Origin of the sequence: Algirhabdus cladophorae, from assembly GCF_044772865.1 — a bacterium.
Classification (GTDB): domain Bacteria; phylum Pseudomonadota; class Alphaproteobacteria; order Rhodobacterales; family Rhodobacteraceae; genus Algirhabdus; species Algirhabdus cladophorae.
The window spans coordinates 219,780-244,955 of record NZ_CP173029.1 but is presented as its reverse complement, the minus strand read 5'-3'; the positions used below and the strand labels follow the sequence as shown (position 1 = coordinate 244,955).

At 55.1% G+C, this 25,176-nt stretch carries 28 protein-coding genes; 9 read left to right on the top strand and 19 right to left on the bottom strand.

Going from position 1 to position 25,176, the window contains the following annotated elements:
- Nucleotides 1–8: 8 nt before the first annotated feature.
- Entirely contained in the window at nucleotides 9–854 is an 846-nt protein-coding gene (locus ACIRQ6_RS01135) for a sugar phosphate isomerase/epimerase family protein (protein WP_420862293.1), read from the bottom strand.
- Entirely contained in the window at nucleotides 855–1,553 is a 699-nt protein-coding gene (locus ACIRQ6_RS01130) for a hypothetical protein (protein ID WP_420862292.1), read from the bottom strand.
- A gap of 152 nt (nucleotides 1,554–1,705) precedes the next feature.
- Here ACIRQ6_RS01130 and ACIRQ6_RS01125 point away from each other — a divergent pair, with 152 nt between their 5' ends.
- Together ACIRQ6_RS01125 and ACIRQ6_RS01120 are read left to right on the top strand one after the other, a co-directional pair.
- Complete coding sequence (locus tag ACIRQ6_RS01125; protein ID WP_420862291.1) at nucleotides 1,706–2,662, top strand: L-malyl-CoA/beta-methylmalyl-CoA lyase; 957 nt, start codon at nucleotides 1,706–1,708, stop codon at nucleotides 2,660–2,662.
- Between the two features lie 78 nt (nucleotides 2,663–2,740).
- Nucleotides 2,741–3,703: an acetyl-CoA carboxylase carboxyltransferase subunit alpha gene (locus ACIRQ6_RS01120; protein ID WP_420862290.1), complete on the top strand. Its 963-nt coding sequence runs from the start codon at nucleotides 2,741–2,743 to the stop codon at nucleotides 3,701–3,703.
- A 3-nt stretch (nucleotides 3,704–3,706) separates the two neighbouring features.
- On the opposite strand, the gene ACIRQ6_RS01115 is transcribed toward ACIRQ6_RS01120, so the two are convergent.
- From ACIRQ6_RS01115 to ACIRQ6_RS01100, 4 genes are read right to left on the bottom strand one after another with little or no spacing between them, the layout of a single operon-like run.
- Entirely contained in the window at nucleotides 3,707–4,309 is a 603-nt protein-coding gene (locus ACIRQ6_RS01115) for a pyridoxamine 5'-phosphate oxidase family protein (RefSeq protein WP_420862289.1), read from the bottom strand.
- Nucleotides 4,302–5,036, bottom strand: a complete 735-nt coding sequence (locus ACIRQ6_RS01110) for a lysophospholipid acyltransferase family protein (protein ID WP_420862288.1) — start codon at nucleotides 5,034–5,036, stop codon at nucleotides 4,302–4,304. Before ACIRQ6_RS01110 ends, ACIRQ6_RS01115 begins: the two co-directional genes overlap by 8 nt.
- Nucleotides 5,036–5,950 (bottom strand): cell division protein FtsX, encoded by a 915-nt coding sequence (locus tag ACIRQ6_RS01105; RefSeq protein WP_420862287.1) that lies wholly within the window; start codon nucleotides 5,948–5,950, stop codon nucleotides 5,036–5,038. The genes ACIRQ6_RS01110 and ACIRQ6_RS01105 overlap by 1 nt, the downstream gene beginning before the upstream one ends.
- Nucleotides 5,947–6,618 (bottom strand): cell division ATP-binding protein FtsE, encoded by a 672-nt coding sequence (locus ACIRQ6_RS01100; RefSeq protein ID WP_420862286.1) that lies wholly within the window; start codon nucleotides 6,616–6,618, stop codon nucleotides 5,947–5,949. Before ACIRQ6_RS01100 ends, ACIRQ6_RS01105 begins: the two co-directional genes overlap by 4 nt.
- A 158-nt stretch (nucleotides 6,619–6,776) precedes the next feature.
- Between ACIRQ6_RS01100 and ACIRQ6_RS01095 the strand changes: the two genes are divergently transcribed.
- Nucleotides 6,777–7,790: a zinc-ribbon domain-containing protein gene (locus ACIRQ6_RS01095; RefSeq protein WP_420862285.1), complete on the top strand. Its 1,014-nt coding sequence runs from the start codon at nucleotides 6,777–6,779 to the stop codon at nucleotides 7,788–7,790.
- Here the strand turns inward: ACIRQ6_RS01095 and ACIRQ6_RS01090 are convergent.
- The 6 genes from ACIRQ6_RS01090 to argH form a co-directional block, all read right to left on the bottom strand.
- Nucleotides 7,787–10,411, bottom strand: a complete 2,625-nt coding sequence (locus ACIRQ6_RS01090; RefSeq protein WP_420862284.1) for a TIGR02302 family protein — start codon at nucleotides 10,409–10,411, stop codon at nucleotides 7,787–7,789. The genes ACIRQ6_RS01095 and ACIRQ6_RS01090 overlap by 4 nt on opposite strands.
- 33 nt (nucleotides 10,412–10,444) lie before the next feature.
- Nucleotides 10,445–11,710: a diaminopimelate decarboxylase gene (lysA, locus tag ACIRQ6_RS01085; protein ID WP_420862283.1), complete on the bottom strand. Its 1,266-nt coding sequence runs from the start codon at nucleotides 11,708–11,710 to the stop codon at nucleotides 10,445–10,447.
- 20 nt (nucleotides 11,711–11,730) lie between these two features.
- Entirely contained in the window at nucleotides 11,731–12,042 is a 312-nt protein-coding gene (locus ACIRQ6_RS01080; RefSeq protein WP_420862282.1) for a DUF2834 domain-containing protein, read from the bottom strand.
- Nucleotides 12,039–12,227, bottom strand: a complete 189-nt coding sequence (locus tag ACIRQ6_RS01075) for an argininosuccinate lyase (protein WP_420862281.1) — start codon at nucleotides 12,225–12,227, stop codon at nucleotides 12,039–12,041. The genes ACIRQ6_RS01080 and ACIRQ6_RS01075 overlap by 4 nt, the downstream gene beginning before the upstream one ends.
- Before the next feature lie 60 nt (nucleotides 12,228–12,287).
- On the bottom strand, nucleotides 12,288–13,193 hold the full coding sequence (locus ACIRQ6_RS01070) for a calcium-binding protein (RefSeq protein WP_420862280.1): 906 nt from the start codon (nucleotides 13,191–13,193) through the stop codon (nucleotides 12,288–12,290).
- A gap of 78 nt (nucleotides 13,194–13,271) precedes the next feature.
- Complete coding sequence (argH, locus tag ACIRQ6_RS01065; RefSeq protein WP_420862279.1) at nucleotides 13,272–14,660, bottom strand: argininosuccinate lyase; 1,389 nt, start codon at nucleotides 14,658–14,660, stop codon at nucleotides 13,272–13,274.
- Between the two features lie 21 nt (nucleotides 14,661–14,681).
- Between argH and ACIRQ6_RS01060 the strand changes: the two genes are divergently transcribed.
- Entirely contained in the window at nucleotides 14,682–15,248 is a 567-nt protein-coding gene (locus tag ACIRQ6_RS01060) for a TlpA disulfide reductase family protein (protein ID WP_420862278.1), read from the top strand.
- Here ACIRQ6_RS01060 and ACIRQ6_RS01055 read toward each other — a convergent pair.
- On the bottom strand, nucleotides 15,245–15,823 hold the full coding sequence (locus ACIRQ6_RS01055) for a DNA-3-methyladenine glycosylase I (protein ID WP_420862277.1): 579 nt from the start codon (nucleotides 15,821–15,823) through the stop codon (nucleotides 15,245–15,247). The two genes, ACIRQ6_RS01060 and ACIRQ6_RS01055, sit on opposite strands and share 4 nt — an antisense overlap.
- Before the next feature lie 117 nt (nucleotides 15,824–15,940).
- Here ACIRQ6_RS01055 and ACIRQ6_RS01050 point away from each other — a divergent pair, with 117 nt between their 5' ends.
- From ACIRQ6_RS01050 to phbB, 3 genes are all read left to right on the top strand, one after another.
- On the top strand, nucleotides 15,941–16,786 hold the full coding sequence (locus tag ACIRQ6_RS01050; protein ID WP_420862276.1) for an EAL domain-containing protein: 846 nt from the start codon (nucleotides 15,941–15,943) through the stop codon (nucleotides 16,784–16,786).
- Between the two features lie 171 nt (nucleotides 16,787–16,957).
- Nucleotides 16,958–18,136, top strand: a complete 1,179-nt coding sequence (locus tag ACIRQ6_RS01045) for an acetyl-CoA C-acetyltransferase (RefSeq protein ID WP_420862275.1) — start codon at nucleotides 16,958–16,960, stop codon at nucleotides 18,134–18,136.
- Nucleotides 18,137–18,232: 96 nt separating this feature from the next.
- Nucleotides 18,233–18,958, top strand: a complete 726-nt coding sequence (gene phbB, locus ACIRQ6_RS01040) for an acetoacetyl-CoA reductase (RefSeq protein WP_420862274.1) — start codon at nucleotides 18,233–18,235, stop codon at nucleotides 18,956–18,958.
- A gap of 74 nt (nucleotides 18,959–19,032) precedes the next feature.
- On the opposite strand, the gene ACIRQ6_RS01035 is transcribed toward phbB, so the two are convergent.
- On the bottom strand, nucleotides 19,033–19,182 hold the full coding sequence (locus tag ACIRQ6_RS01035; RefSeq protein ID WP_420862273.1) for a hypothetical protein: 150 nt from the start codon (nucleotides 19,180–19,182) through the stop codon (nucleotides 19,033–19,035).
- Between the two features lie 112 nt (nucleotides 19,183–19,294).
- Between ACIRQ6_RS01035 and ACIRQ6_RS01030 the strand changes: the two genes are divergently transcribed.
- The gene (locus tag ACIRQ6_RS01030) at nucleotides 19,295–20,245 is read left to right on the top strand and encodes a transcriptional regulator GcvA (protein WP_420862272.1); all 951 of its coding nucleotides are present in this window, start codon (nucleotides 19,295–19,297) and stop codon (nucleotides 20,243–20,245) included.
- 5 nt (nucleotides 20,246–20,250) lie between these two features.
- Here ACIRQ6_RS01030 and ACIRQ6_RS01025 read toward each other — a convergent pair whose 3' ends face one another.
- From ACIRQ6_RS01025 to ACIRQ6_RS01015, 3 genes are all read right to left on the bottom strand, one after another.
- Nucleotides 20,251–20,418 (bottom strand): YdcH family protein, encoded by a 168-nt coding sequence (locus ACIRQ6_RS01025; protein WP_420862271.1) that lies wholly within the window; start codon nucleotides 20,416–20,418, stop codon nucleotides 20,251–20,253.
- Nucleotides 20,419–20,540: 122 nt separating this feature from the next.
- On the bottom strand, nucleotides 20,541–21,314 hold the full coding sequence (locus tag ACIRQ6_RS01020) for a tRNA1(Val) (adenine(37)-N6)-methyltransferase (protein WP_420862270.1): 774 nt from the start codon (nucleotides 21,312–21,314) through the stop codon (nucleotides 20,541–20,543).
- Complete coding sequence (locus tag ACIRQ6_RS01015) at nucleotides 21,286–21,507, bottom strand: DUF2007 domain-containing protein (protein WP_420862269.1); 222 nt, start codon at nucleotides 21,505–21,507, stop codon at nucleotides 21,286–21,288. Before ACIRQ6_RS01015 ends, ACIRQ6_RS01020 begins: the two co-directional genes overlap by 29 nt.
- A 55-nt stretch (nucleotides 21,508–21,562) precedes the next feature.
- On the opposite strand from ACIRQ6_RS01015, the gene ACIRQ6_RS01010 reads away from it, so the two are divergent.
- Nucleotides 21,563–22,564, top strand: a complete 1,002-nt coding sequence (locus tag ACIRQ6_RS01010; protein ID WP_420863830.1) for a polyprenyl synthetase family protein — start codon at nucleotides 21,563–21,565, stop codon at nucleotides 22,562–22,564.
- On the opposite strand, the gene ACIRQ6_RS01005 is transcribed toward ACIRQ6_RS01010, so the two are convergent.
- Together ACIRQ6_RS01005 and ACIRQ6_RS01000 are read right to left on the bottom strand one after the other, a co-directional pair.
- Nucleotides 22,557–23,372: a 4-(cytidine 5'-diphospho)-2-C-methyl-D-erythritol kinase gene (locus ACIRQ6_RS01005; RefSeq protein ID WP_420862268.1), complete on the bottom strand. Its 816-nt coding sequence runs from the start codon at nucleotides 23,370–23,372 to the stop codon at nucleotides 22,557–22,559. The two genes, ACIRQ6_RS01010 and ACIRQ6_RS01005, sit on opposite strands and share 8 nt — an antisense overlap.
- A 13-nt stretch (nucleotides 23,373–23,385) precedes the next feature.
- Nucleotides 23,386–25,086 (bottom strand): tetratricopeptide repeat protein, encoded by a 1,701-nt coding sequence (locus tag ACIRQ6_RS01000; protein ID WP_420862267.1) that lies wholly within the window; start codon nucleotides 25,084–25,086, stop codon nucleotides 23,386–23,388.
- Between the last annotated feature and the right edge of the window lie 90 nt (nucleotides 25,087–25,176).

The window sequence follows — 25,176 nt, the reverse complement described above, 5'->3', positions numbered from 1 at the left end:
TTCACGCTTCAATTCTGCGACTCAGCGATGTCTTTCCACATATCTTGCACCCATGCGCGAATTTGCAGCGCCTCTTCCCAGCGGTTCGACATCTCACGCCCCTGAGCATCTGTCATCGCATATTCTGGCGGGCCAAGCTCACACAAGAAGATACAATCGCCCTCGTCGTTGCGCGCGCACCAGCTTTCCAATCCCTCGCGCCACCAGCCTTTGAACAATTCAACCCATTTTTGATGCTGCGGGAAATCAAGCTGCAATTGGACTTGCTGGCGGCTGGCCACACGGCCCTGAAAGCTGTCGGAGCGCTGTAAAATCCGACTGATCAAACCCATGTCACGCTCGGATAGGGGATACCAAAACTCGCGGTCCACGACATAATGGCTCAAATCCGCGCACATTCGCATCTCGGGGATGGCATCCAACAGACATAACGTTGAATAAAGGTCATTGGTGATGCAATTGCGATGGCTTTCGAACTGAATGGGCATGCCCACCTCATCGGCCATATCCATCCACTGGCGGATCACCGGGATCATCCCATCGACGCTCAGCGGCATCACTTGGCCGATCACATCCACAAAGGGCGAGCCGAAATCGCGTGCCATAGTCAACGTCTCGCGCAGGCTTTCGACCGTCTTGGGAAAGGCCACAATCAGCGGCGTCAGCCCGTGGCGTTCCATGATCGGCTGCACCTCATAGGCTTGCGCCACATCACCAGCGCCCAAATCAATCGCCATACCATCATAGCCAGCGTCCGCGACCATTTCGCAAACCTGTTCATAAGGCAGCTTAATCCCCGTCTGATCATGAGGCTGCATCGCCCAAAGCGAAGTGTATGTTTTCAGCTGGCGCATCTATGGCGTCCCTCTATGTTTGCGGCGCACCACTTGCAGGATACGCCACGCATTAGCTTTGACACGACGTTCAACGCCCAGCCCCGCAAATGCAACAGGCCCGTCTAATGTATCAACTGATATGCCAAATTCATATCCGGTCGTCCGACCGACGTACTTTTTGACAACGTTTGGATTGGCTTCCAGAACCGCGTGGCGCGTGTCAGGCGGCAACTCCCACAACGGGACAACAGCCCCCTGCGCCGTCTCGAGGAGCCACGCGTTTAAATCAGACCGGTTCAGGGTCGCCGCACATCTGCCATAACCGCGAAATTCCTCAAGACCGGCCCCGTCGATAACAGCGCGCTTCACAAGGGCCACAAGGCGATCTGATTGGGCTGCGTTCAACTGTGCCTGATGCAAACGCTTTAAAAGATGCCTTTTGCAATAACCCGATTGAAAAAGCATCACGTCCTTTTCCAAAAAGGTCAGAGCAAACTCGATCTGACGCGCGGCATCCGCAGGCCAGCCCGGACGCGCCAAGGCATGGGCAAACATCATCAAGGCAAAGGGGCTAACATCAAGAGCCTCCAACGCCTGTGTCCAGGGGCCATAGTCGCAGGGCCGTTTGAACTCAGCGCGCTGCACCTTCACCCGTCTTAGGATCACGCACCAATATTCCGGATCCCCCGGTGTCCATATTTGATCTGCTCGGGGCATGCCATTTGCCTCTATCATGGATTGCCATAACACTAACCACTGCTGCAATGCGGCGCAAATTGCTGCGAATGCGAGAATCGACTTGCGAGCCAGCGCGCAACATTCTATCCACGCGACATCAAATCTTGAAACTTCCTTACCTTGAGGCCGTCATGTCATTCCGCATCCAACCCACTCCTGTTGCCCGCCCCAACCGTTGTCAGTTGTTTGGCCCCGGCTCGCGCACCGCGATCTTTGAGAAAATGGCAGCAAGTGCGGCCGATGTGATCAACATCGATCTTGAAGACAGTGTGGCCCCTTCAGACAAGGACAGTGCGCGCGCCAATGTGATAGAGGCGATCAACACCGTGGATTGGGGCACAAAGACCGTCAGCGTGCGGATCAACGGCTTGGACACGCCTTATTGGTACCGCGACGTGGTCGATCTGTTGGAACAGGCAGGCGACAGACTGGACAACATCATGATCCCCAAAGTGGGATGCGGTGCGGATCTTTATGCCGTTGATGCCTTGGTTACGGCGGTGGAGGCCGCCAAGGGCCGCACCAAGCCGATTGGCTTTGAAGTGATCATCGAAAGCGCCGCAGGCATCGCCCATGTAGAAGAGATCGCCGCCGCCAGCCCGCGCCTGCAATCCATGTCGCTGGGCGCTGCGGATTTTGCAGCCTCAATGGGTATGGCCACCACAGGCATCGGGGGCACTCAAGAAGACTACTATATGTACCGCGAAGGCGAAAAACACTGGTCGGATCCATGGCATTGGGCCCAAGCCGCCATTGTGGCCGCCTGCCGGACCCATGGTGTGTTACCCGTAGACGGCCCCTTTGGCGATTTCAGCGATGACGAAGGGTTCCGCGCCCAAGCCCGCCGCAGTGCGACCCTTGGCATGGTAGGCAAATGGGCGATCCACCCAAAACAAGTTGCCCTGTCGAACGAAGTCTTTACGCCCTCGGACGAAAAAGTCACCGAAGCCCGCGAAATCCTCGCCGCCATGGAACAGGCAAAAGCAAACGGCGAAGGCGCTACCGTTTACAAAGGGCGCCTTGTGGATATCGCATCGATCAAGCAGGCCGAAGTGATCGTGCGCCAATTCGAAATGATCGGCGGCTAAAGCTGTAACGCGGGGCAGTTGCATTGCCTCGCATCCGCCGCCATATAGGTCCAAACGTGACCCAAAGGCAGCGGCGCAATGAAGAACTATCTGGATTTTGAAAAACCTCTGGCCGAGATTGAGGGCAAAGCCGCAGAATTGCGCGCCTTAGCCAGTCAAAACGCTGAAATGGATGTAGAAGCCGAGGCTGCAGGCCTTGATCAAAAAGCGGCTGATCTGTTGATCGAGCTTTACAAAGGCCTGACACCTTGGCGGAAATGTCAAATTGCGCGGCATCCGGACCGCCCCCATTGCCAAGACTATATCAAGTCCCTTTTCACCGAATACACACCCTTGGCCGGGGATCGCAATTTTGCTGATGATGACGCCGTAATGGGCGGCTTGGCGCGGTTTGATGACCAGCCGGTTGTGGTTATTGGCCACGAAAAGGGCAACGACACCAAATCCCGGATCAAACGCAACTTTGGCATGGCGCGGCCCGAAGGCTATCGCAAAGCCATCCGTTTGATGGATATGGCCGACCGGTTTGGCCTGCCCGTGATCACTTTGGTTGACACCCCCGGCGCCTATCCCGGGCGCGGAGCAGAAGAGCGCGGCCAATCCGAAGCCATCGCCAGATCAACCGAGAAATGTCTGCAGCTGCGGGTGCCAATGATTTCACTGATTATTGGCGAAGGTGGCTCGGGCGGGGCTGTGGCCTTTGCCACGGCCAATCGATTGGCCATGCTCGAACATTCGATCTATTCGGTCATCAGTCCTGAAGGATGTGCCTCGATCCTGTGGAAAGATTCCGAAAAAATGCGCGAGGCCGCCGAAGCCCTGAAATTGACCGCGCAGGACCTTACCGAATTGGGTGTATGCGATCTGATTATTGACGAACCTAACGGCGGTGCCCACCGTCATGCCGTTGATACTATTGCAAATGTACGCACAGCCCTGGCTGGAATGCTGGATAGTCTGACCAAGCTCAGCCCAGACGAATTGCTCAAGCAACGTCGGAACAAATACCTTGAAATCGGCAGTAAAGGCCTTGGGGCCTAGACCCTACCACATCGTCTTTTCAGCCCGCGCGGCCCATTGCGCATCGTAACTTTCGCCGTCGTAGCCCTCTTTGGCTTCGGCAAGGAAGGCTCCAACAGTGGGTAAATCAGGGGCTTTAGGACTACCGGCCCACAGCTCGGATCGGATCAGCGCACGGGCGCATTGCGTGTAAACTTCGGCCACAGTGATCTTGATGACACTGCGCGGATGGGCACCCTTTTGTTCAAATTGATGCAACAAACCTTCATCAACCGACACCACGGCCTGCCCGTTGACCCGCACAACCGTGTTTGACCCCGGCACCATAAACATCAGTGAAACACGGCCATCGCGCACGATATTGCGCAGGCTGTCCATGCGGTTGTTGCCGCGCCAATCAGGTATCAACAGGGTCTTTGCGTCATGCATATGCGCCACGGGCCCCACGTCGCCACGTGGGCTGCCATCGGTGCCTTCCGGTCCAACAGTCGTCAAAACAACAAAGCGAGACGCCCTGATCCACTTGGCATAAAGCGGCGTTAGATGATCGGCCACTTTGATAATCGACGCCTCTGCCGGCGTCCCATAGAGCGCTTCAAGCGCCGAAATATCTGTAATATCACTCAAGACGCTCGAACCCCGCTTCATCAAGTAATGCCTCAGAGGCCGCTTCAACACGGCTTTCCAACGCTTTCATAAAAGCCGCTTGATCAAGGCCCGTCTCCATCTGCGGTAGGAACTCGACGACAGCATGGCCCGGTTTGCGATAAATCCCCGTGCGGGGCCAAAACACGCCAACATTCGTGGCCGCCGGTACGCAGGCCTCGCCCAGTTGTTTGTACAAAATGGCCGTACCAACCTTGTAAGAGGCCTTAACCCCCGGCGGTACACGCGTGCCTTGCGAATAAATGATCAGCTGCCCCGGTTCTTTTTGGCCCTCTTGTACGTCCTTCACCATTTTATCGATCGCAGCCCCCCGCTTGCCACGATCCACGGCAATACATTCCAAACGCCATGCATAAAGCCCAATAATCGGGGTCCAAAGGATCTGCTTTTTCATGATAAACTTACCGCGCGGCAAGTGTTGAAAAATCATGATAATGTCCAAGAAAGATTGGTGTTTGGACGCGACCAGAACGTTCCCTGTTGGGACCTCACCGCGGACTTCTGTCGTCAGCCCAACCATCCAGCGGGCGGTCCATCTGACCCAGGCGCAATAGGTTTTGCATGCCCCATACGCCCCGTTTTTGGACACTGCGGCCCATGGCAAAAAGACCACGCCGATCACCAGCATCATGAAATACATTTGGCCCACAAACAAAAGAGACCTGAGATATTGCACGGCATAGGCCATCAGCTTTGCTCCTCCAGCATCCGTCGGGATGCAAATTTAGTGGCAATAAACGCGACTATTGCCCCGATCACAGGCAAAAGAAACGGCCAAACCCACTGCACCCCCTGAAATCCCAGACCAGACAGGAAGCCGCTTGCATCACCACTGGGGATAATCACAACCCCCAATAGTCCTATAATGGCTCCAATAGCCGCCCCCAGAAAGGTGCGCTGGGTAAAGCGCCGCACAAAAGCATCAGCAATAAAGCGATCTGTGGCCCCAACCAATCGCAACACAGCAATCACTTGGGCATTCGCCGCAAGGGCTGCATTGGCCGCCAGCGTGATCATCGCAGCCGTTGTCGCCGCGATCAGCAAAATCGACAAAACCGCCACCATGCGAAGACGGCTGGCTGCCCGCACCAACGGTTCGCGCCACCGCCCATGATCGTCCAGAACCGCACCGGGGGCCTCGGCACTAAGGCGCAATCGCAGGCCTTGGGCGTCAAAACCATCTGCCGTTTGATCAATTTCGATCAGCCGCGGGATAGGCAAGTCCTCCAACGGCAAATCGGCCCCAAACCAAGGCGACAACAGGGCCCTTTGTTCGGCATCGGTCAAGGCGCGCGCAGAGGCCACACCACTGGTGGTTTCCAAAACCCGCAAGGCCGCCGCCACCTGCAGATCAACCTGGCCCACGGGGGCAGAAATACGGAGCGTCGCACTTTGGGCCAATTGCTGCGACCATCTGTCGGCCAAACGCGAAGTAGTCACCGACAACGCCAGCACAAAAACCGCTAAAAACGCCATAGCTGCTGCACTGCCAATAGTCAGATACGCACTATACCCTTTGGCCGGCACCACCACATCAGCCTGCGGATTGCCAGATATCCAGTGCCGCAGGGGCGCTGTTTTTTGGGCCAGATAAGACTTCACAAGTCAGCCCCAGCTTGGATCACCTGACGATTGGAAATCCGCAACACCCGTGCCGCCACCTCTGATTTCGCAGCCCGGATCAACGCCAAATCGTGGGTCGCGATCAAAATCGTCTTGCCCATCTTGTTCAGCTCGATCAGCAAACTCAGCAATTTCTTGGACATTTCCCAATCAATGTTGCCGGTAGGCTCATCCGCAATGACAACTTCTGGCGACATTACCACAGCCCGCGCCAATGCAGCCCGTTGGCGTTCCCCACCCGACAATTCCGGCGGTGTGGCCTCTACTCGGGAGGTCAAACCAACCCAACCTAATAAATCCGCAACATCCTGCGGCTTGGTCGGTTCCGATGCCACACGCAGCGGCAATGTCACGTTGTCCCACAGGTTCAGGTGATCCAAAAATTGGCAGTCCTGATGCACAATTCCCACGTAGCGACGCAGCATGGCCACACCATCACGATCAAGACCGCGAAGGTCCTGATTTTCCAATGAAACCATGCCCTTAGTTGGGGTCAACTCGCCATACAACAGCTTGAGAAGAGTGGATTTTCCCGCCCCCGATGGCCCCGTCAAGAAATGGAAAGATCCTTTAGCCAAATGCATCGAAATACCGTGCAACAAATCAGTGCCGTCATAGCTGTAACTAACATCATCTAACTTAATCACGGGCTCTGCCTTTGACTTACTGCGACCCTTGTGCCGCAGAGCCGCGCTTTGTTCAATCAAACTTCACCAAATTCATTGCCCTTAACGAGTGATCGGCCTATCTTTACGCCGAGGACTGGGCGACCTGCTGCGTCGAATGCAGGTATGGTGGGAATACAATGCGACTGATTTGCCCCAATTGCGGTGCACAGTATGAAGTTTCTGAGGATGTTATTCCCCAAGCAGGTCGAGACGTGCAATGCTCGAACTGTGGCCAAACGTGGTTTCAAAAACACCCTTCCGAAGATACCGAATTAGCCGATGAATTGGGCGAAACGCTGCCGGTTGAACCGGAAGTTTGGGATAGCACTCCTGCGCCAGATTTTGACGACGAACCTGCACTCGAAGACGTGACCCTAGGCTCGGCCCCGGATGATTGGTACGTGGAGGCCGACACAGCACCCAAAGCTGACGTAGACGACACGGTATCCGATGTGATCGAAGATGCCGTGAAAGCCGAGGCGCATGACGCCATAGCGCATGGCATCTCTGAAGCGCCAGAATTTGATGATACTGGCTTTGATGAAGCTGATTTCGACGATACTGATTTTGACGAGGCGGACTTTGATGACGCTGACACCGACAACAGATCCGAGACCGAGCGCCCCAGCATTCCCCGACGTGGCCTAGACCCCGAGATTGCGTCGATCCTGCAGCAAGAGGCAGAGTTCGAAAAAAACGCCCGCAAGTCGGATGATCAAGGTCTCGAAACCCAAGGCGATTTGGGCCTGATAGAAGCAGATCCTGCTGTCTCCAAGCGCGAAGCAGAAATTCGCGAACGCATGGCTGACATTCAGGGGATCGAAACGCCCAGCGACGCACCGCGTCGTGAGTTGTTGCCAGATATCGAAGAAATCAATTCATCGCTGAGCGAACGCACGCCCAAAGCAACCGGTGAACTGACCGACTTTGAGTATGAAATCGAACATCGGCGCGGGTTCCGTTTTGGGTTCTTCCTAGTGGCCAGTTTGGTGATTTTCACCGTGCTGCTCTATGCCTATGGACCGCAAATCGTCGAAACCATTCCGGTTGCCTCTGGCATGATCGAAGACTTTACCGCTTATGTGGACCAATCCCGCATCTGGTTGGATGACGCCCTGCAGGATTTTATCGCAAAAGTCAGCGCGATCTAGAACCGCTCTAGCAGGCGCTTGAGGTAATCAAGTTCCTCTTGGGGACGCTCGGCATCGCCGGATCTGCGGCGGATCTCATCCAACAAATCCCGCGCCCGACGATAAACGTCTTCGCCTTGCAACACGTTTTGGTTCTGATCCAACGCGCCTTGCGCACTGCGATCACGCCCCAATGGATCCTGACCCTGACTGTTTTGCGCAGTGCCTTGTTGACCCTGTTCGCCTTGCCCGGGATCGCCTTGATTTTGTTGCTGCGCCATCGCTTCGCCCAAGGATCGCATGCCCTCGCGCATGGCTTCCATGGCTTGGGCTTGGTTGTCGATAGCTCCGGCCAGATCATTGCCACGCAGCGCATCCTCGGCCCGTTCCATAGCCTCGCCCGCACGTCCCAAAGCATCACGGGCTGCATCACCTTCTTGGGTGCCAGCACCGGGCATGTTGCCACGTTGACGGTTTAATTCCTGACGCAAAGCGCGCTGTCGCTGGGCCAGATTTTCGCCCTGCTGATCCCCACCTGCACCCTCTTGGTTTTGACCGTTCTGGGCTTGGTCTTGCTGACCTTCACCTTCTTCGCCTTCACCTTCGCCCTGCTGGCCACCCTCATGGCTTTCGCCCTGACCCTGACCACCGTTGCGGCCTTGGTTGCCTTGGCTTTCACCGGCTTGCGCATTGGGATTGAACTGTTCTTGCAGATCGCGGAACGCTTCGTCGCTGAGGCCCTGCTGTTCGCGCATGCTTTCGGCCAGACCCTCCATGGCTTCTTCACCGGGGCTGCCGCCACCTTGGCCCTGCTGACCTTCAGCCACCTGCATATTTTCCATAAACTCCTGAAGCTGGTCCAAAAGTTCCTGCGCCTCGGCCATACGGCCTTGTTCCATCAGTTCCTGAATTCGGTCCATCATCTCCTGCAATTGATCCGAAGACATAGTTTGGCTGTTGGGGTTCTGGTTTTGCGCGCTTTCTTCGCCCGCCTCGCCGTTTTCCTGATTTCGCTGGGCCTCAGCGGCCTTTTGACGGATGTAGTCCTGCGTTGCATCACGCAGATCCTGCATCAGCTCAGCGATTTCTTCATCACTTGCACCGCGCTTGATCGCCTCGGACAAACGTTCCTGTGCCTCTTGCATCCGCGCCAGCGCCCCGGCCACATCGCCATCTTCTAGCCGCACAGCCAAATCCCACAGGGCTTGCGACAGTTCCTCTTGTTGCAGATCCGTCATGCCATAGGGGGCAAAAGCCTCTAGCCGTCGCACAATGAACCGTAGCCGCAGATAATTGGTATCTGTGTGAAAGACATCCTCAGGGCGCTGCGACACCGCTCGCAAAATCTGAGCGGCGCGGGTTGCGTTCTCGCGGTTCCACAGGATGTCACGGCGCATTTCGATCAACGCCGCAGCCATTGGATCAAAGAAACGACGCCCAGGAAGCACCATTTGAATATCTGACGAGCGCCCCGTCTGCCCCATTTCATCCTCGACCTGCATGGCCAAAACCACGCCGAGGTTCGCAAAGGGATGCTCGGAAAAGTTTTCGATCAGGGTTTCTTCAAAACCGGCACGATCGCCCGTGATAGGCATCGGTAGGTCAACGACCAAGGCATCGCGCGGTTCTGGCTCCAACTCGAGGCCAAAGCGCCGGTCGATCATCGGCAAATCCAGTTCAAACTGACCAGTTCCAGCAACAACCGCATAGTCATCGCGCGCATAAAAGGCCTGCGCCATTTCGCCATCTGCCTTGCGCTGCAATTTAGCCGATATCGAAACGGTCGGAGGCCCATCCGGGATGGCCACGACAGACCAGCTGCGCCCATTGGCCCCGTCAATGCGAATATCGCCATTTTGGAGGATGACAAATTCTTGCACGGGCTCGCTGGCAGGGTCCACATCCCGCGTCCGGCCCGATACGGTTTCGGCCAGCGTCAGCGCGCCGACCTCGCCATAAAATCGCAAGGTGATGCGCGTCCCTTGGGGCAAACGCAGACCCTCTTGATCCACATCATTGAGGTAAATGCTGGGCACGCCGGTGTAGGCAGGCGGTTCGGCCCAGCCTTCCCAAGACGGGCCCGTGGCCAGTTGCGGGTTTTGGCCGATAGCCGCCCCCACGCTTCCAACCTGATAGATCGACCCAAACAAAAGGGCTGCGGCGAACCCGATAACCGCGATAAATCGCGTGGCGTAGGGATCGGCTTTGGAAACACGCAAGTCACCTTTGACCGCCCGTGCTTCAGCCACTTTGGCGGCCATACGTTTAACATGCGCGGCCCAGACAATCTGGGATGCCGCATCGGCGGACCCAATGGCTTGCTCATCAAAAAGGGCCGTAATCGGACGCCCGGGCAGGCTGGTATCAAGCCGCTCCAACGCCTCGGCATGGGTCGGCCAGACAAAACGCCGCAGCCCCCACCACGCAGCGGTTCCACCGGCCAAAGCAAAGACAACAAGACCTGACCAGATCGCCTCGAGCGACAAAATTTCGTGCAGACCAAACATCAAGCCGGCCAGCGCCAGCAAGATCACAGCCCAAAACGGCCAAAAACACCGAGTGACCCGTTCGGACAACAGTCCGATTCGGGTCCAGAACACCGCGCGAGCGGCTGTTTTAGGTAATTTTGGCGTTTGATACATTCCAGTTCCCTATGTTGGGGATGGCTGGCTACGTTACAACCATTCTGGAATGGTATCTCGATTTATCATTTCGTCAAAGGTTGGACGTGGGCGGATAACCGCAAATTGATCACCATGGACCAAAACTTCGGGAATGAGTGGCCGTGAATTATATTCCGAAGACATCACAGCGCCGTAAGCCCCAGCCGACCTAAAGGCCACCAAATCATCTGGTTTCATCGGCACCATATCGCGCCCTTTGGCGAAGGTATCGCCGCTTTCGCACACGGGGCCCACAATGTCGTAGGGTTCCTTTTCCGTGCCCGGTGCAGGCTCAACCACGGGAATAATGTCATGATGCGCACCGTACATGGCCGGACGGATCAGATCGTTCATTGCGCCATCAAGGATCAGAAAATTCCGGTCCTCGCCGGATTTGACATAGATCACTTTGCTGACCATCAGCCCAGCATTACCAGAAATCAGACGCCCCGGTTCAATCTCGATCTCACAACCCAGATGCCCAACCGTTTCCTGAACCATCTTGCCATAATCCACAGGCGAAGGCGGTGCGATATTCGATTGAACATACGGAATGCCCAAGCCCCCCCCCAGATCGAGGCGCATAATCTCGTGACCCTCCGCGCGCAGAGCCTCTGTTAGTTCGGCGACTTTTTGATAGGCCAGTCGGAACGGTTCGAGATCGGTCAATTGTGAGCCAATATGAACGTCGATGCCAATGACCTTCAGGCCCGGCAGGCTGGCGGCAAGGCCGTAAACCTCATGAGCGCGACTGATCGGAATACCGAATTTGTCACCCTTCTTACCGGTCGAGATTTTCTCGTGAGTTTTTGCATCAACATCGGGGTTGATCCGCACAGTGATCGGCACCTCAACACCCATGCTGGCGGCCACACTGGACAGCACACGCATCTCAGGTTCGGATTCGACGTTAAACTGACGAATACCCCCCTCAATGGCCATGCGCATTTCGGCTTCGGTTTTGCCAATGCCAGAAAATACAATCCGGTCGCCAGACACGCCTGCGGCCCGCGCCCTTTGGTATTCACCGCCCGACACAACATCCATGCCAGCGCCCGCATCGCCCAACAACTTGAGGATGGCCTGGTTCGAATTGGATTTCATCGCAAAGCACACCAGATGCGGCCCCCAATTCAACGCCTCATCAAAAAGCTGAAAATGACGCAAAAACGTGGCAGCAGAATAGACGTAGAATGGCGTCCCCACGCTGGCGGCAATCTCGGAGACTGGGACGTCCTCAGCAAAGAGCACACCGTCGCGGTACAAAAAATGGTCCATCAGATCGCAATCCTAAAAGTTCAGGACGATTTACGCAGGAAAAGATACAGCGGCAACCCGCAACTGACCCCAATGCAAAACGTCGCGGGAACTGCGATCAGGCCGATCCAATTGCGTTGCTTGACGCTTTCGGCGACGACGAACACCGTTAGAGCAAGGGCGGCGATCGTCAGATCCCAGACCAATCCACTGGTCGCATCATTCACGTACCATGCGTCGATCATCGGGCCCAACGCCCAGCCTTCGGCCTGAAACCATGCAATAAAATAGTACATGGGATGAATGGCGCCCCAAATGGCCATAGCCAAAAATACCAACCGCAAAACACTCATAACCCGCGACCAATCCCGATGCGGACCTTGCCCAAGCCAAAGCTGACATTGGCCCCTGTGCGTACGCCCGAGCTGCCCACCCCAAGGGTCGCGGAATATTTTGGATCTGTGGGTGTCAGGGGCGCACCATCAGCACCACAACCGGCCAAAAGGCCACAAACCGCACAAAGAAGAAGAACACGCATCGCCACACCCTTAACTGGTTGAACGCCTAGGAATGTGACCTCTGTGAGGGCAGAGTCAAATCAAAACACGAATGCATCCATATCGATGTGATCAGCCAGATCTGCGAGGGTATCCACATCTTTGAACACAAGGGCATCGCCACCGCCAAAGGTCAAAACCGCATCGCCCTTGGCGTTAAAGCCACCATATTCCGTGATGACATCAGTACCGGTTTGGATCGACGGGTTAATCAGAGCCATATCCAAGATCACCTTGTCGCCGTCTGTGCCATCAAAATCGAGGATTTTATCGCGCTCAAATCCACTGGCGAAATAGAACGTGTCGGCACCAAGGCCGCCGTCCAAAATATCCCGCCCGGCGTAACCAAACAAATGATCCGCATCAGCGCCGCCATAAAGCCCGTCATCACCGCCAGCGCCAAACAGCTGATCCTGCCCGGCTTTGCCCTCAAGGGTTGCGCCCACAATGTTGGCATCCAAGCGCAGGGAGGCATACATCAGATCATCGCCATCGCCCCCGTCCAAAACATCGCCACCACCGTCGCCGTACAGGGTGTCATCCCCCGTGCCCCCATAAAGCCGGTCCAGCGTATTGTTGGCCTTGTTAAAGGAGCTGTTGCCGGCATAAATCGTATCGTTATCCGCCCCACCGCGCAAAATATCGGCGCCAAGGCCGCCCTCGATCATATCGGCACCCAAACCACCAAAGGCCTTATCCGCGCCGTTTTGGCCAAGGATGCTATCATCGCCGTCCTCACCAAAGAGGGTATCGGCACCCAAACCACCACGCAGGCTATCGGCCCCTGCAGCACCATAAAGGATATCTTTGCCACGGGACCCATCCAGATAATCGTATAGCTCTGCTCCATAGAGGATATCATCGCCACGCCAGGCAAAAAGCGCATTACGCTCGCCCGTCACGGCGTATAAAATATTGTCGAAATCGTCGCCATCTATACGCGCCATTACACCACCTAAATTGAGTCCCCACTCAACAGCGATACCAGCCAAAAGTTGGCGATTTACTACTATTTTTTTCGGTATTTAAGCCAAACGCTCTTTCCAAGCGGCCACTTGGGCCAAAACTTGCGTAGGGGCAGTGCCACCATAACTGACGCGTGATGCAACCGAGGCCTGCACGGTCAGAACCGAAAACACATCTTGGGTGATCTCGCTATGGACCGATTGCATGTCTGCAAGGCTCAGATCCGGCAAATCACACCCTTTGCTTTCTGCCATGGCCACCAATGTGCCCGTCACATGGTGCGCATCGCGAAACGGCATATTCAATGCGCGCACCAACCAATCGGCCAAATCCGTCGCCGTGGAAAACCCACCGGCGGCGGCGGCCTCAAGGCTATCGGTATTTGCCGTCATATCACTGACCATGCCGGTCATGGCAGCCAGTGCCAACATCAGGCTGTCGGCGGCGTCAAAGACTTGCTCTTTGTCTTCCTGCATATCTTTGGAATAGGTCAGCGGCAGGCCCTTCATGACCGTAAACAAGCTGACCGTTGCCCCCAAAATACGCCCAATCTTGGCGCGGATCAATTCGGCTGCATCAGGGTTCTTTTTCTGGGGCATAATGCTGGAGCCCGTGGAAAACCGATCCGACAAGGCCACAAAGCGGAACTGGGCAGAAGACCAAATCACCAACTCTTCAGCAAAGCGGCTAAGGTGCATGGCGCAAATCGTGCTGTTGCTTAGAAATTCCAAGGCGAAATCGCGATCCGCCACGGCGTCCAGCGAATTTGCCATGGGCCGGTCAAACCCTAGTGCCGCAGCCGTCATCTCGCGGTCGATAGGAAACGATGTGCCCGCCAGAGCCGCAGCGCCCAGAGGACTTTCGTTCATCCGCTCGCGCGCATCTTGAAAGCGCGACAAATCACGACCCAACATTTCCACATAGGCCATCATATGATGGCCCCACGTCACCGGCTGCGCCGTCTGCAAATGGGTAAAACCCGGCATAACCCAAGCCGCACCAGCCTCGGCCTGAACCAAAAGGGCCGCCATCAACGCCTGAATGCCCTCGATGGCTGCATCCACTTGATCCCGCACCCACAACCGGAAATCCACAGCCACCTGATCATTGCGCGACCGACCTGTGTGCAAGCGCCCTGCCGGTTCCCCGATCAGATCCTTCAACCGGGCCTCCACATTCATATGGATGTCTTCCAAAGCCGCCGAAAATTCAAAGCGTCCTGTTTCAATCTCTGACAACACCGTGAGCAGGCCTTCCCTGATCGCCTCGGCATCGGTATCTGTGATAATGCCTGTTGCCGCCAACATCGCGGCATGGGCCCTTGACCCTTCGATGTCTTGTGCCGCCATACGCTGGTCAAACCCGATGGACGCATTAATTGCTTCCATAATTGCATCGGGCCCAGTGGCAAAACGGCCACCCCACATCTGGTTCGAGGTTTTGGTCATCGGTTGTCCTTTGGAGGAAACATGAAATTTCTGATCTCGGCGCTGCTTTATACGGTGCTTGGCCTTGGCGCAATCAGCAGCGTTACCCATGCAGACCCTCTGCGCGCCGCTGCCCTTGCTGAAGGGGATATGAAAAAGTTGCGGTTCCACAAGACGCCCGTGGCCGTATCGGATGTGGTTTTCCAAGCCGCCGACGGCAGTGACATGCAATTGGCAGACCTAAAAGGCCAATATGTGGTTCTGAATTTTTGGGCTATGTGGTGCGCGCCTTGCCTGACAGAAATGCCGCATCTCAGCCATTTACAAGACCGCACAGCCGACCAACCTATTGAGGTTGTGACCGTCGCCGTAGGCCGCAATAATCCTGCCGCCGTGGCCGCGTTTTTTGCTGAAAACGGAATCGACAACTTGCCATTCCACAAAGACACCAAACAACGGTTCGCCCGCGACATGCGTGTCCTTAGCATGCCGGTCACAGTTGTCATTGATCCCGATGGAATGGAGATTGCCCGAATGCTAGGCGCCGCTGATTGGGGCAGCGACAATGCTGTGGCGGTTTTAGAGGCATTGTTGCCAGATCCCAGTTAAGGCTTTTGCGCCAAAGCCGCACAGGGTGCATGTTGCGGGCAACTGACCAAATGATCGTTGACCATCCCAACGGCCTGCATGAAGGCATAAACGATTGTAGGCCCACAAAATTTGAATCCACGTTTCTTTAAATCTTTGGAAATTTGTGTGGATAAATCGGTGAATGCAGGCACCTCATCCAAACTCTGAAATGTGTTTTGAATAGGCTTAAAATCAACGTAGCCCCAGAGATAGTTGTCAAAACCAACCTCCTGCTCGATGACCTGCCAGACGCGGGCATTGGTCAGCGTTGCTTCGATCTTTCCACGATGACGGATGATGCCCTTGTTTTGCAACAGCCGCTGCACGTCATCTTCGCCCCACGTTGCGATTACATTTGGATCAAACCCTTGAAAAGCCTCGCGAAAGGCCTCGCGTTTCTTGAGGATAGTGATCCAAGATAGCCCCGCTTGAAACCCGTCCAAAACAAGCTTTTCCCACAGCCCGCGACTGTCCCATTCAGGCACGCCCCACTCGGTATCGTGATAGGTTTCATAGATGGGTTCCAGCCCCACCCATCCGCAACGCTCGGTCATTTGAATCCACCCTGTTCCCGCTTTGATATTGGTTACGTTAGAATTTTACCTTTTACGACCCATTCATTCTTTTCCTGCATCCAAAGTCTCGGGTGAGACAAGAGTGGAGCCACACAGATGTCCCGACAAGACAGACCAATAAAAAGCCGCGGCGATCGCGGACCTGCCAGTCCTTTGGATATTGCCGTACGAGAACGCGACAAGAAAACATTGGATATGGTCGCCAAGGCGCTTCAATACAAAGAGGCAATGTTGGCGTTTCAGCCTGTCGTTCTTGGCAATCGTCCAAAACAACCTGCATTCTACGAGGGATTGATCCGCGTTTTAGACGCAACAGGCAGAATCATTCCCGCCAAAGACTTCATAAACACCATCGAAAACACTGAAATCGGCCGTCTTGTAGATTGCCTATCTCTTGAGCTGGGATTGCGAAATCTCAAGATTGATCCCAGCTTGCGGATCTCAATCAACATGTCGGCCCGTTCAATCGGCTATAAAAAATGGCTCGCCACCCTCGAAGACGGGCTGCGCGAGCAGCCTGAAATTGCAGAACGTCTTATCCTAGAGATCACCGAAAGCTCAGCAATGCTGATGCCAGAATTGGTCACCAGTTTCATGGGCGATATGCAGCGAAAAGGCATTTGTTTTGCCCTTGATGATTTCGGTGCTGGCTACACCGCTTTCCGATATTTCCGCGATTTCTTTTTTGATATCATCAAGATAGACCAGCAGTTTATACAAGGCATCCATCAGGATGCCGACAATCAGGTCTTGGTCAGCGCGCTTTTGTCCATCGGCAAACACTTTGACATGTTGACCGTAGCAGAAGGCATCGAAAGCCGTGAGGATGCGCTGTATCTGATCGATCAAGGGGTTGACTGTTTACAGGGCTACTTCTTTGGCGTCCCATCTGTGAAAGCACCGTGGCACACGGAAAAAACCAAGAACCTGCATCGCGCCTAGGTCGCGCCTAATTATTGGGCATTTCGCCGCAGCGCAGCATAGGCATCAAGGTTTACCTTGCCTAAAACCCATCCAGTGCACTAACCAGACCGCATCATAAGGGCTGGGGCCTGCGAACATGATTGTGGGGTCCTTCAGTCTTCGAAAGAAGAAACTCAGAAGGAGTGTTTCATGACCAACGTAGTAATCGCATCTGCCGCCCGGACCGCCGTCGGCAGCTTTTCTGGCAGCTTTGCCAACACACCAGCCCACGATCTGGGTGCGGCAGTGTTGGAAGAAGTTGTAGCCCGCGCAGGGATCGAAAAGGGCGAAGTGTCTGAAACCATTTTGGGTCAGGTTTTGACTGCCGCCCAAGGCCAGAACCCAGCACGCCAAGCCCATATAAACGCAGGCCTTCCGAAAGAAGCTGCTGCTTGGGGCATCAATCAAGTCTGCGGTTCGGGTTTGCGCGCCGTCGCCTTGGGGGCCCAGCACATTCAATTGGGCGACGCAGATATCGTGGCAGCCGGCGGTCAGGAAAGCATGTCTTTGTCCGCCCATGCCGCTCATCTGCGGTCTGGCCAAAAGATGGGCGATATGAAGTATATCGACACTATGATCCGCGACGGTCTGTGGGATGCCTTCAACAATTATCACATGGGTCAAACCGCTGAAAACGTTGCCGAAAAATGGCAAATCAGCCGTGACGCGCAGGATGAATTCGCCTTGGCCAGCCAAAACAAAGCCGAAGCTGCACAGGTAGCCGGCCGCTTTGCAGATGAAATCGTCCCCTTCACCGTGAAAACACGCAAAGGCGAAATCATCGTGGATGCAGACGAATATATCCGTCACGGCGCCAACATCGAAGCCATGCAAAAAATGCGTCCAGCCTTTGTGCGTGACGGCGGAACCGTCACAGCCGCAAACGCATCTGGCATTAACGATGGCGCTGCAGCGACAATACTGATGTCTGCAGACAATGCAGAAAAGCGTGGGATCGAACCCTTGGCACGCATCGTCTCCTATGCAACCGCTGGCCTTGACCCATCCATCATGGGGGTCGGTCCGATTTACGCTTCACGCAAAGCTTTGGAAAAAGCGGGCTGGGCCGTAGATGATTTGGATCTGGTCGAAGCAAACGAAGCCTTCGCCGCGCAGGCCTGCGCTGTTAACAAAGACATGGGTTGGGATCCTTCGATCGTGAACGTCAACGGTGGCGCCATTGCAATCGGCCACCCCATTGGGGCCTCAGGCTGCCGCGTTTTGAACACGCTACTTTTTGAAATGAAGCGTCGCGACGCCAAAAAAGGCTTGGCCACACTGTGTATCGGCGGCGGTATGGGCGTCGCCCTCTGCGTCGAGCGCGACTGATTAGTACAAAAAACCAAAACGTCGCGCAATTTTATTGCGTGACGAATTTGACTGTGATCTATCCAGATCACCAACCCCCGTTAAGGAGAATCACATATGGGACGCGTAGCACTGGTCACAGGCGGCTCTCGCGGCATTGGCGCCGCAATTTCAAAAGCTCTGGCAGCAGAAGGCTACCAAGTCGCTGCAACATATGCAGGTAACGATGAAAAGGCAGCTGCCTTTACCGCCGAAACTGGCATTAAAACCTACAAATGGGACGTTGCCGACTATGACGCCTGCACTGCGGGGATCGCACAGGTCGAAGCCGATCTTGGCCCTGTGGAGGTTTTGGTGAACAACGCCGGGATCACGCGCGACGCCCCTTTCCATAAAATGACGCCCCAACAGTGGAACGAGGTGATGAACACGAACCTTAGCGGCGTGTTCAACATGACCCACCCCTGCTGGCCGGGCATGCGTGAGCGGAAATTTGGCCGGATCATCACAATCAGCTCGATCAATGGTCAAAAGGGCCAGTTTGCCCAAGCCAACTATGCTGCTGCAAAAGCTGGCGATATCGGCTTTACCAAAGCTTTGGCCCAGGAAGGCGCGCGCGCTGGCATCACTGTGAACGTGATTGCACCAGGCTACATCAACACTGAAATGATGGCGACGATCCCGGAAAAAGTGATGAACGACGTGATTTTGCCACAGATACCAGTGGGACGCTTGGGCGAGCCAGAAGAAATGGCACGGGCTGTTGTGTTCTTGGCCTCAGATGAGGCGGGCTTTATCACTGGTTCAACAATCTCTGCCAACGGCGGCCAATACATGAGTTAAAGCCTTGGCTTTACGACAAAATAAAAGGGCCAGTCATCGTGACTGGCCCTTTTTTGTGCTCGGCTGCGCGGGTCTTAATGACCTGAGGCTGCCGGAACAAACCCAAACGTCCAAGTGCGGGCACGTGTGAAAAAGCTGATCATTTCGGCGAAAGCTTCGGCGCGGGCAGCACGCCCTGCGTCTAAAGCTTCGCGTTGGTTCAAAGTAGTTGCTGGCTGGTACATGTGATGTTCCTTTGCATTACGGTGTCATTTGACTTGCCCTTAATATGGGCGTCCAAGCGCAAACTGACAAACGAGACTTTCCAACCCGTTAGTTAAGATATACTTATGTGAAATGTCTGACCGTTTACCCCCACTCACAGCCCTGCGTGCCTTTGAAGCAGCCGCGCGCCATCTGTCCTTTGCCAAGGCCGCGGACGAATTGAACGTCACACCAGCCGCTTTATCGTTTCAAATCAAGTCACTAGAAGAGCATTTGGGCGCACCTGTCTTCCGGCGGCTGAACCGCGCTGTCGAATTGACCGAAGCGGGGCGCACTTTATCGCCAGGCACCAGCGAGGGATTTGCCCGGTTAACCACGGCTTGGCGTAACACTCAGCGGATTTCAGATAACACAACGTTAACCGTAACCGCTGGCCCCGCCTTTACCGCCAAGTGGTTGGCGCCGCGCCTTTATGAGTTTGCCCAAGCCCACCCAGAAATCGATCTAAGGCTGACAGCAGGCCTGAGAATTATGGATTTTGATCGTGATGAAGTGGATTTGGCAATTCGGTTCGGCTATGGCCCCGATGACGGCCTACATTCGACCCCATTGGCCCGCGAATGGGTAACCCCGGTGATGACACCTGAACTGGCGCAGAAATACGACACGCCCGCAAAGCTGGCCAATGCACCTTTAATCCACGACGACAGCATCAATTTCTTGCACAACCCTTGTGATTGGCCAGCCTGGTTTCGGGCGATCAAAATAGCAGCCGACACCAGCCATGGACCACGATTTTCACAAGCAGATCACGCGATAGATGCAGCCCTTGCTGGCGCAGGGATTGTATTGGCCCGCGTGACACTGGCCCACAAAGATATTTTAAGTGGTCGCTTGGTCGCACCGTTCAAAACCGCGATTTCGACAACCGCTCAGTTCCGGTTCTTATGCCCCTTAGGTAACGAAACCCGGCCAAATATCGCAGCGTTTCGCGACTGGGTGCTAAAGCAAGCGGATCCAATCAAAACAGTGGGGCGCAACAGGCAATTGATTGCGGCGGCAGACATTCCACCACCGCAATAGGTCCCTCAGGTTTGGGACAGTCGATTTATTTGTTCTTTAAGGTGAAGTTTTTGTTTTTTGAGTGTCGCGATGTCGAGATCGTCGATACTGGGGCTGCGCTGTGCATCTTCGACAGCCTCCGATAGACTTTGGTGTTTTTTGCGTAGTTCCTGAATATGTGTGGTCAGGCTCATGGGCAATCTCCTCTCAAAGTTACGATGTGATTTAAAGTAGATCACAGTTGATGTTCAAAGTCACGCTGCAGGCGCATTCATGAACTGCCTAGAAGTATCTAGGGTAAGTTCTTACCAGAAGCTTAATCTTCGAAAGAAAGCGGCGCCCCATTGCGCAAAATATCAGCGACAGTTTTACGATAGCTTTCACCATCTTTGATATGCCGGTCCCCTTGATGCAAAATCAAAGGGCTATGCAGCCTAAACGGACCACGCGCGTTTTTCACCCCTTGGATCAGAACCAATCGGGCCACCTGACCTTGGCGCGATGCAATCGGTTTAACTGCAACATCCCCCAAGCCAGCGTTGAACGCGTCCAACACCTCGGGCAACCGATCCGCCACCATGATCATCGAAAATCGTCCTTTGGGGGCCAATCGTTTGATCCCTGCCCTGCACCAATCCGACAGCGGCACATGTTCGGCACGTCCTATATGGCGCCCGCTATCTTGCGCTTTGGTCACGCTGGTTTCCTCAAAATAAGGGGGATTGGCGATAACATGGTCAAAACTTTTCTGCCGTAACTCTTGCGGCAAATCACTGACAGAGCCTGCACAAATCTGCGCCTCTATTCCGTTCTCAGCTGCATTAAATCGCGCCAATTCAGCGTAGTCCGGTTGGATTTCCAAACCCGACAAAGACAGGCCATCCACACGCGCGCCAAGGCAAAACAAAGCCGTCCCAACGCCACAACCCAGATCCAGAACTCTTTGACCAGGGACTGCCGGTACGCAGGCCGCCAGCAAAACCGGATCAAGCCCTGCGCGGTATCCTTTGGCCGGTTGCCGCAGCATCAATTTACCACCCAAAAAGGCATTATCAGTGACCTCAGCGATCAACTGTGACCTCGATCTCATTGTCGCGCATGACCGAGCGCGCCGTGAACAGATCGCGTTGCAACACCATCAAGCGGCGCGGCATTATGCCGATGCCCCCTTCGAGGATGCTCATGTTTACGTCCATTTCGAAGCAGTCTATATCTTCGCCCTCAAGGAGGGCTTTTGCAAAAGCGATGATTGTCGGATCAGTTGTGCGCAATAGTTCTTTCATGACAGTAGACTTAAGGGCATCCAGATAGGGTGTCGAGCATGTGAACGGAACCGTGATGGGCCTGCAAGACGCAATCGTAAAACCCCATGAACGCCTCAGCGCGGCCCTGACGGGCGAAATGGATGAGGTCAACACACTGATCCGTGCGCGGATGGCCTCAAAACATGCGCCGCGGATCCCCGAAGTCACTGCGCATTTGGTCGAGGCAGGCGGCAAACGTCTGCGCCCAATGCTGACCTTGGCTGCGGCGAAAATGTGCGGCTACACGGGCCCTTACCATGTGCATTTGGCCGCAACGGTTGAATTTATTCACACAGCGACCTTGCTGCATGACGATGTGGTGGACGAAAGCGGACAACGCCGTGGACGGCCCACAGCGAATCTGCTTTGGGACAATAAATCGTCCGTTTTGGTGGGCGACTATTTGTTCGCGCGTTCGTTCCAATTGATGGTCGAAACCGGCAATATGCGTGTCCTTGATATCTTGGCCAATGCTGCGGCCACCATAGCTGAAGGCGAAGTTCTTCAGCTGACCGCAGCGCAGGATCTTGCGACCGACGAAAGCATCTATCTGCAAGTGGTCCGCGGCAAAACAGCGGCGCTGTTTTCAGCCGCTATGGAAGTGGGCGGCGTGATCGCAGATCAGCCCGCAGATCAAGTTCAAGCGCTGTTTGATTATGGCGATGCTTTGGGGGTTTCGTTCCAGATTGTTGATGATCTGCTCGATTATGGTGGCGATGCTTCAGCCACTGGTAAAAACGTCGGCGACGATTTCCGCGAACGTAAGTTGACCCTGCCAGTGATCAAAGCCGTCGCAAAGGCAGACGCCCAAGAGCGGGCATTTTGGTCCCGGACCATTGAAAAAGGTCAGCAAAACGACGGTGATCTGGAAACCGCTTTGGCGCTGCTGGCCAAACACGGTGCCATGGACGCCACGCGTCAGGACGCTTTGGATTGGGCAGAAAAGGCAAAGGCTGCTTTGCGCAGGCTTCCTGACAGCGACATTCGTCAAATGTTGCTGGACTTAGCTGATTATGTTGTGGCCCGGGTCAGTTAAGCCTGACTTGCTGCACCCACCAACCTGGATGATCCGCCGCGATTTTAGCGGCAGCCTTGGTGGCAGACGGGCGGTCGGCATAGATGCCAAAGCACGTGGCCCCAGACCCCGACATACGCGCCAGAGCAGCAGCTGACAGGCTATCAAGAACATCCTCAATTTCGGGCACCAGTTCCTTGGCGATCGGTTCCAGATCGTTGCGCTGTTGGTCGAGCCAGTTCAAGAATTCTGACAGCGACCCACCTTGCGGACAGTGTGACATCGGCGCGTTTTTCTTGTGAACAAGTGCTTTGAATACTTCAGGCGTGCTGACGCCCTTAAGCGGATTGACCAATATGGCGTCCATCTGCGGCAGCCCCACAATTGGTGTCAGCACCTCACCAACACCCTGCATGCGCACCGCATTGTCCTGCAAACAAACGGGAATATCGGCACCCAAACGCGCAGTATTTTCCACAACAGGCCGCCCCGTGAGGTCCGACAACAACCGCAACGTCGCCGCCGCATCGGCAGAGCCTCCACCAATTCCAGAGGCAGCAGGCAGATTTTTCTCCAGCTCGATGGCGACCTCTGGTGCTTCACCAAAAAATTCATGTGCCTTTAGGATCAGGTTTCGACCGTCCGTAGGCACACCCTCGGCACGAGGCCCTGTGACCGTAAGCACAGTTTCAGCAGCGGGCGTGAGGCTGACGTAATCCCCAAAGTCAGCAAAGCACACAAGGCTGTCCAACAGGTGATACCCGTCAGATCGCAGACCCGTAACATGCAGGCAAAGGTTGACCTTGGCAGGGGCCAGACGACGCTTCATCACAAAGGCCGTTTCAGTCAGCGGCCAATTGCAACGGCGCGGTGCCTTCTTCCTCTAGCACCTTGTCGAGGCCCACTTCCAATTTGCGGCGAATACGTTTGGCATCGTCTTCGGTCGGATCAAAAGATAGCGCACGATGCCACTGGAATTCCGCCTCGATCTTGCGACCAACGGCCCAAAATGCATCACCCAAGTGATCGTTTACAATTGGGTCGACAGCCTCCAATTCGCTGGCGCGTTCCAGATGAACAACCGCTTCTTGATATTTTCCCATACGGAACAAAACCCAGCCTAGGCTGTCGACGATGTAGCCGCTGTTTGGCCGTGCTGCGACAGCCTTTTCGATCATCTCCAACGCCTCGTCGAGGTTGATATCCTGTTCGACCATCGAATAGCCTAAGTAATTCAACACCTGCGGCTGGTCAGCGTTCAGATCCAAGGCTTTGCGAAAGTCAGCCTCGGCAGCAGGCCATTCGCCGATGCGTTCATGGGTGATCCCACGCACATAATAGGCAAACCATTGGTTTGGTTTTTCATCCACATAAAGGGCAATCGCTGCATCATAGGCCTCGCTGGCCTCGTCATACCGTTCAAGATAGCGCAACGTGTCACCCAAAGTGATATGCACCGCAGGCAATTGCCCATGAGTTTCCGTAAGCTGGCGCAGAACCTCAATCGCGGCATCATCACGGCCTGCTTGCCGCAAGGCCGCCGCACGTCCCAACTCTGCTGCGTGAAACGCTGGGTCTTCGCGCGGAACACGGTCGTAGGTGGCATTGGCCAAATCGAACTGCTCAAGTTCCTCAAGGAATTCGGCCGACATCAGCAACGCTTCGATATGATCCTCGCGCAGGAATTCTGCCGCGCGGGAATAGAGCAGCGCATAGGACGGCGACGCTTCGCCTTGCAACGCCGAGGCTACGGAATAGAACACCTCAGAAGCCCCATCCTGAACCGTGCGCGCCATGGTCAAAGGCAGGGTTTGCCCGCCTGCCAGCGCCATGCGCGTGACTTGCAATCCCGGGTCCAGACTTTCGCCAAAGACATTGTCGATCAAGTCTATCGCATCGTCGTTGCGGTCCAACTGGCTGAGGATCTCAACATGGGCAAGGGCCCCACGGCGCGTGCTGCGCAGCGGGCCTGCCTCACGACCCGAGAACAAGGCGTCAGCAGACTCAAGATCCCCAACAGATGTCAGGGCCAAGGCCTTGTGATACATCGCAAAGTTCTTCAGTCCAGGGGCTTCGCCAAGACTGTCAAACTGAGCAAAGGCATCCGTAATATTGCCTTGCCCCACCAATCCCCACGCCAACAAAAGCCCGTCAACCAAGGGGCCAATTCCGCCTCCATCACGGTGCTTTAAAACCAAAGTGTCAAAGGCGCCGTCTTTGACCAAAACCGCACTACCAACAATGCTTGCCACTTGGCTTTGAATGCCCACTTCACTCATCCGGCTAGCCAGGGTGTTGGCCTGCGGGAACTTGCCCAATCCAACATAGGCGGAAATCGCATTTTCCAGCAGAACCGGATTCTGCGGATCCTGCGCCAGAGCCCGAATGTAATAGATCACCGCTTTGTCGAAATCAGCAAAGAAGCTGGCATGCCGCGCTGCCAAATAGGATCCCGCGCTGGCTTGTGCCTGCGCTTGGGTGACAGGGGCCAACGCCAAAGCGGCGGCAAGGGTGATACTGCTAAACGACAAACGGGGCATCATGGCCCTCCTTATAAACCTGTTACCCAACAAACTAGGGGCGCTACCATGACTTGGCAACGCCCCTGATCCATCAACTTGATGTCAGTTTGT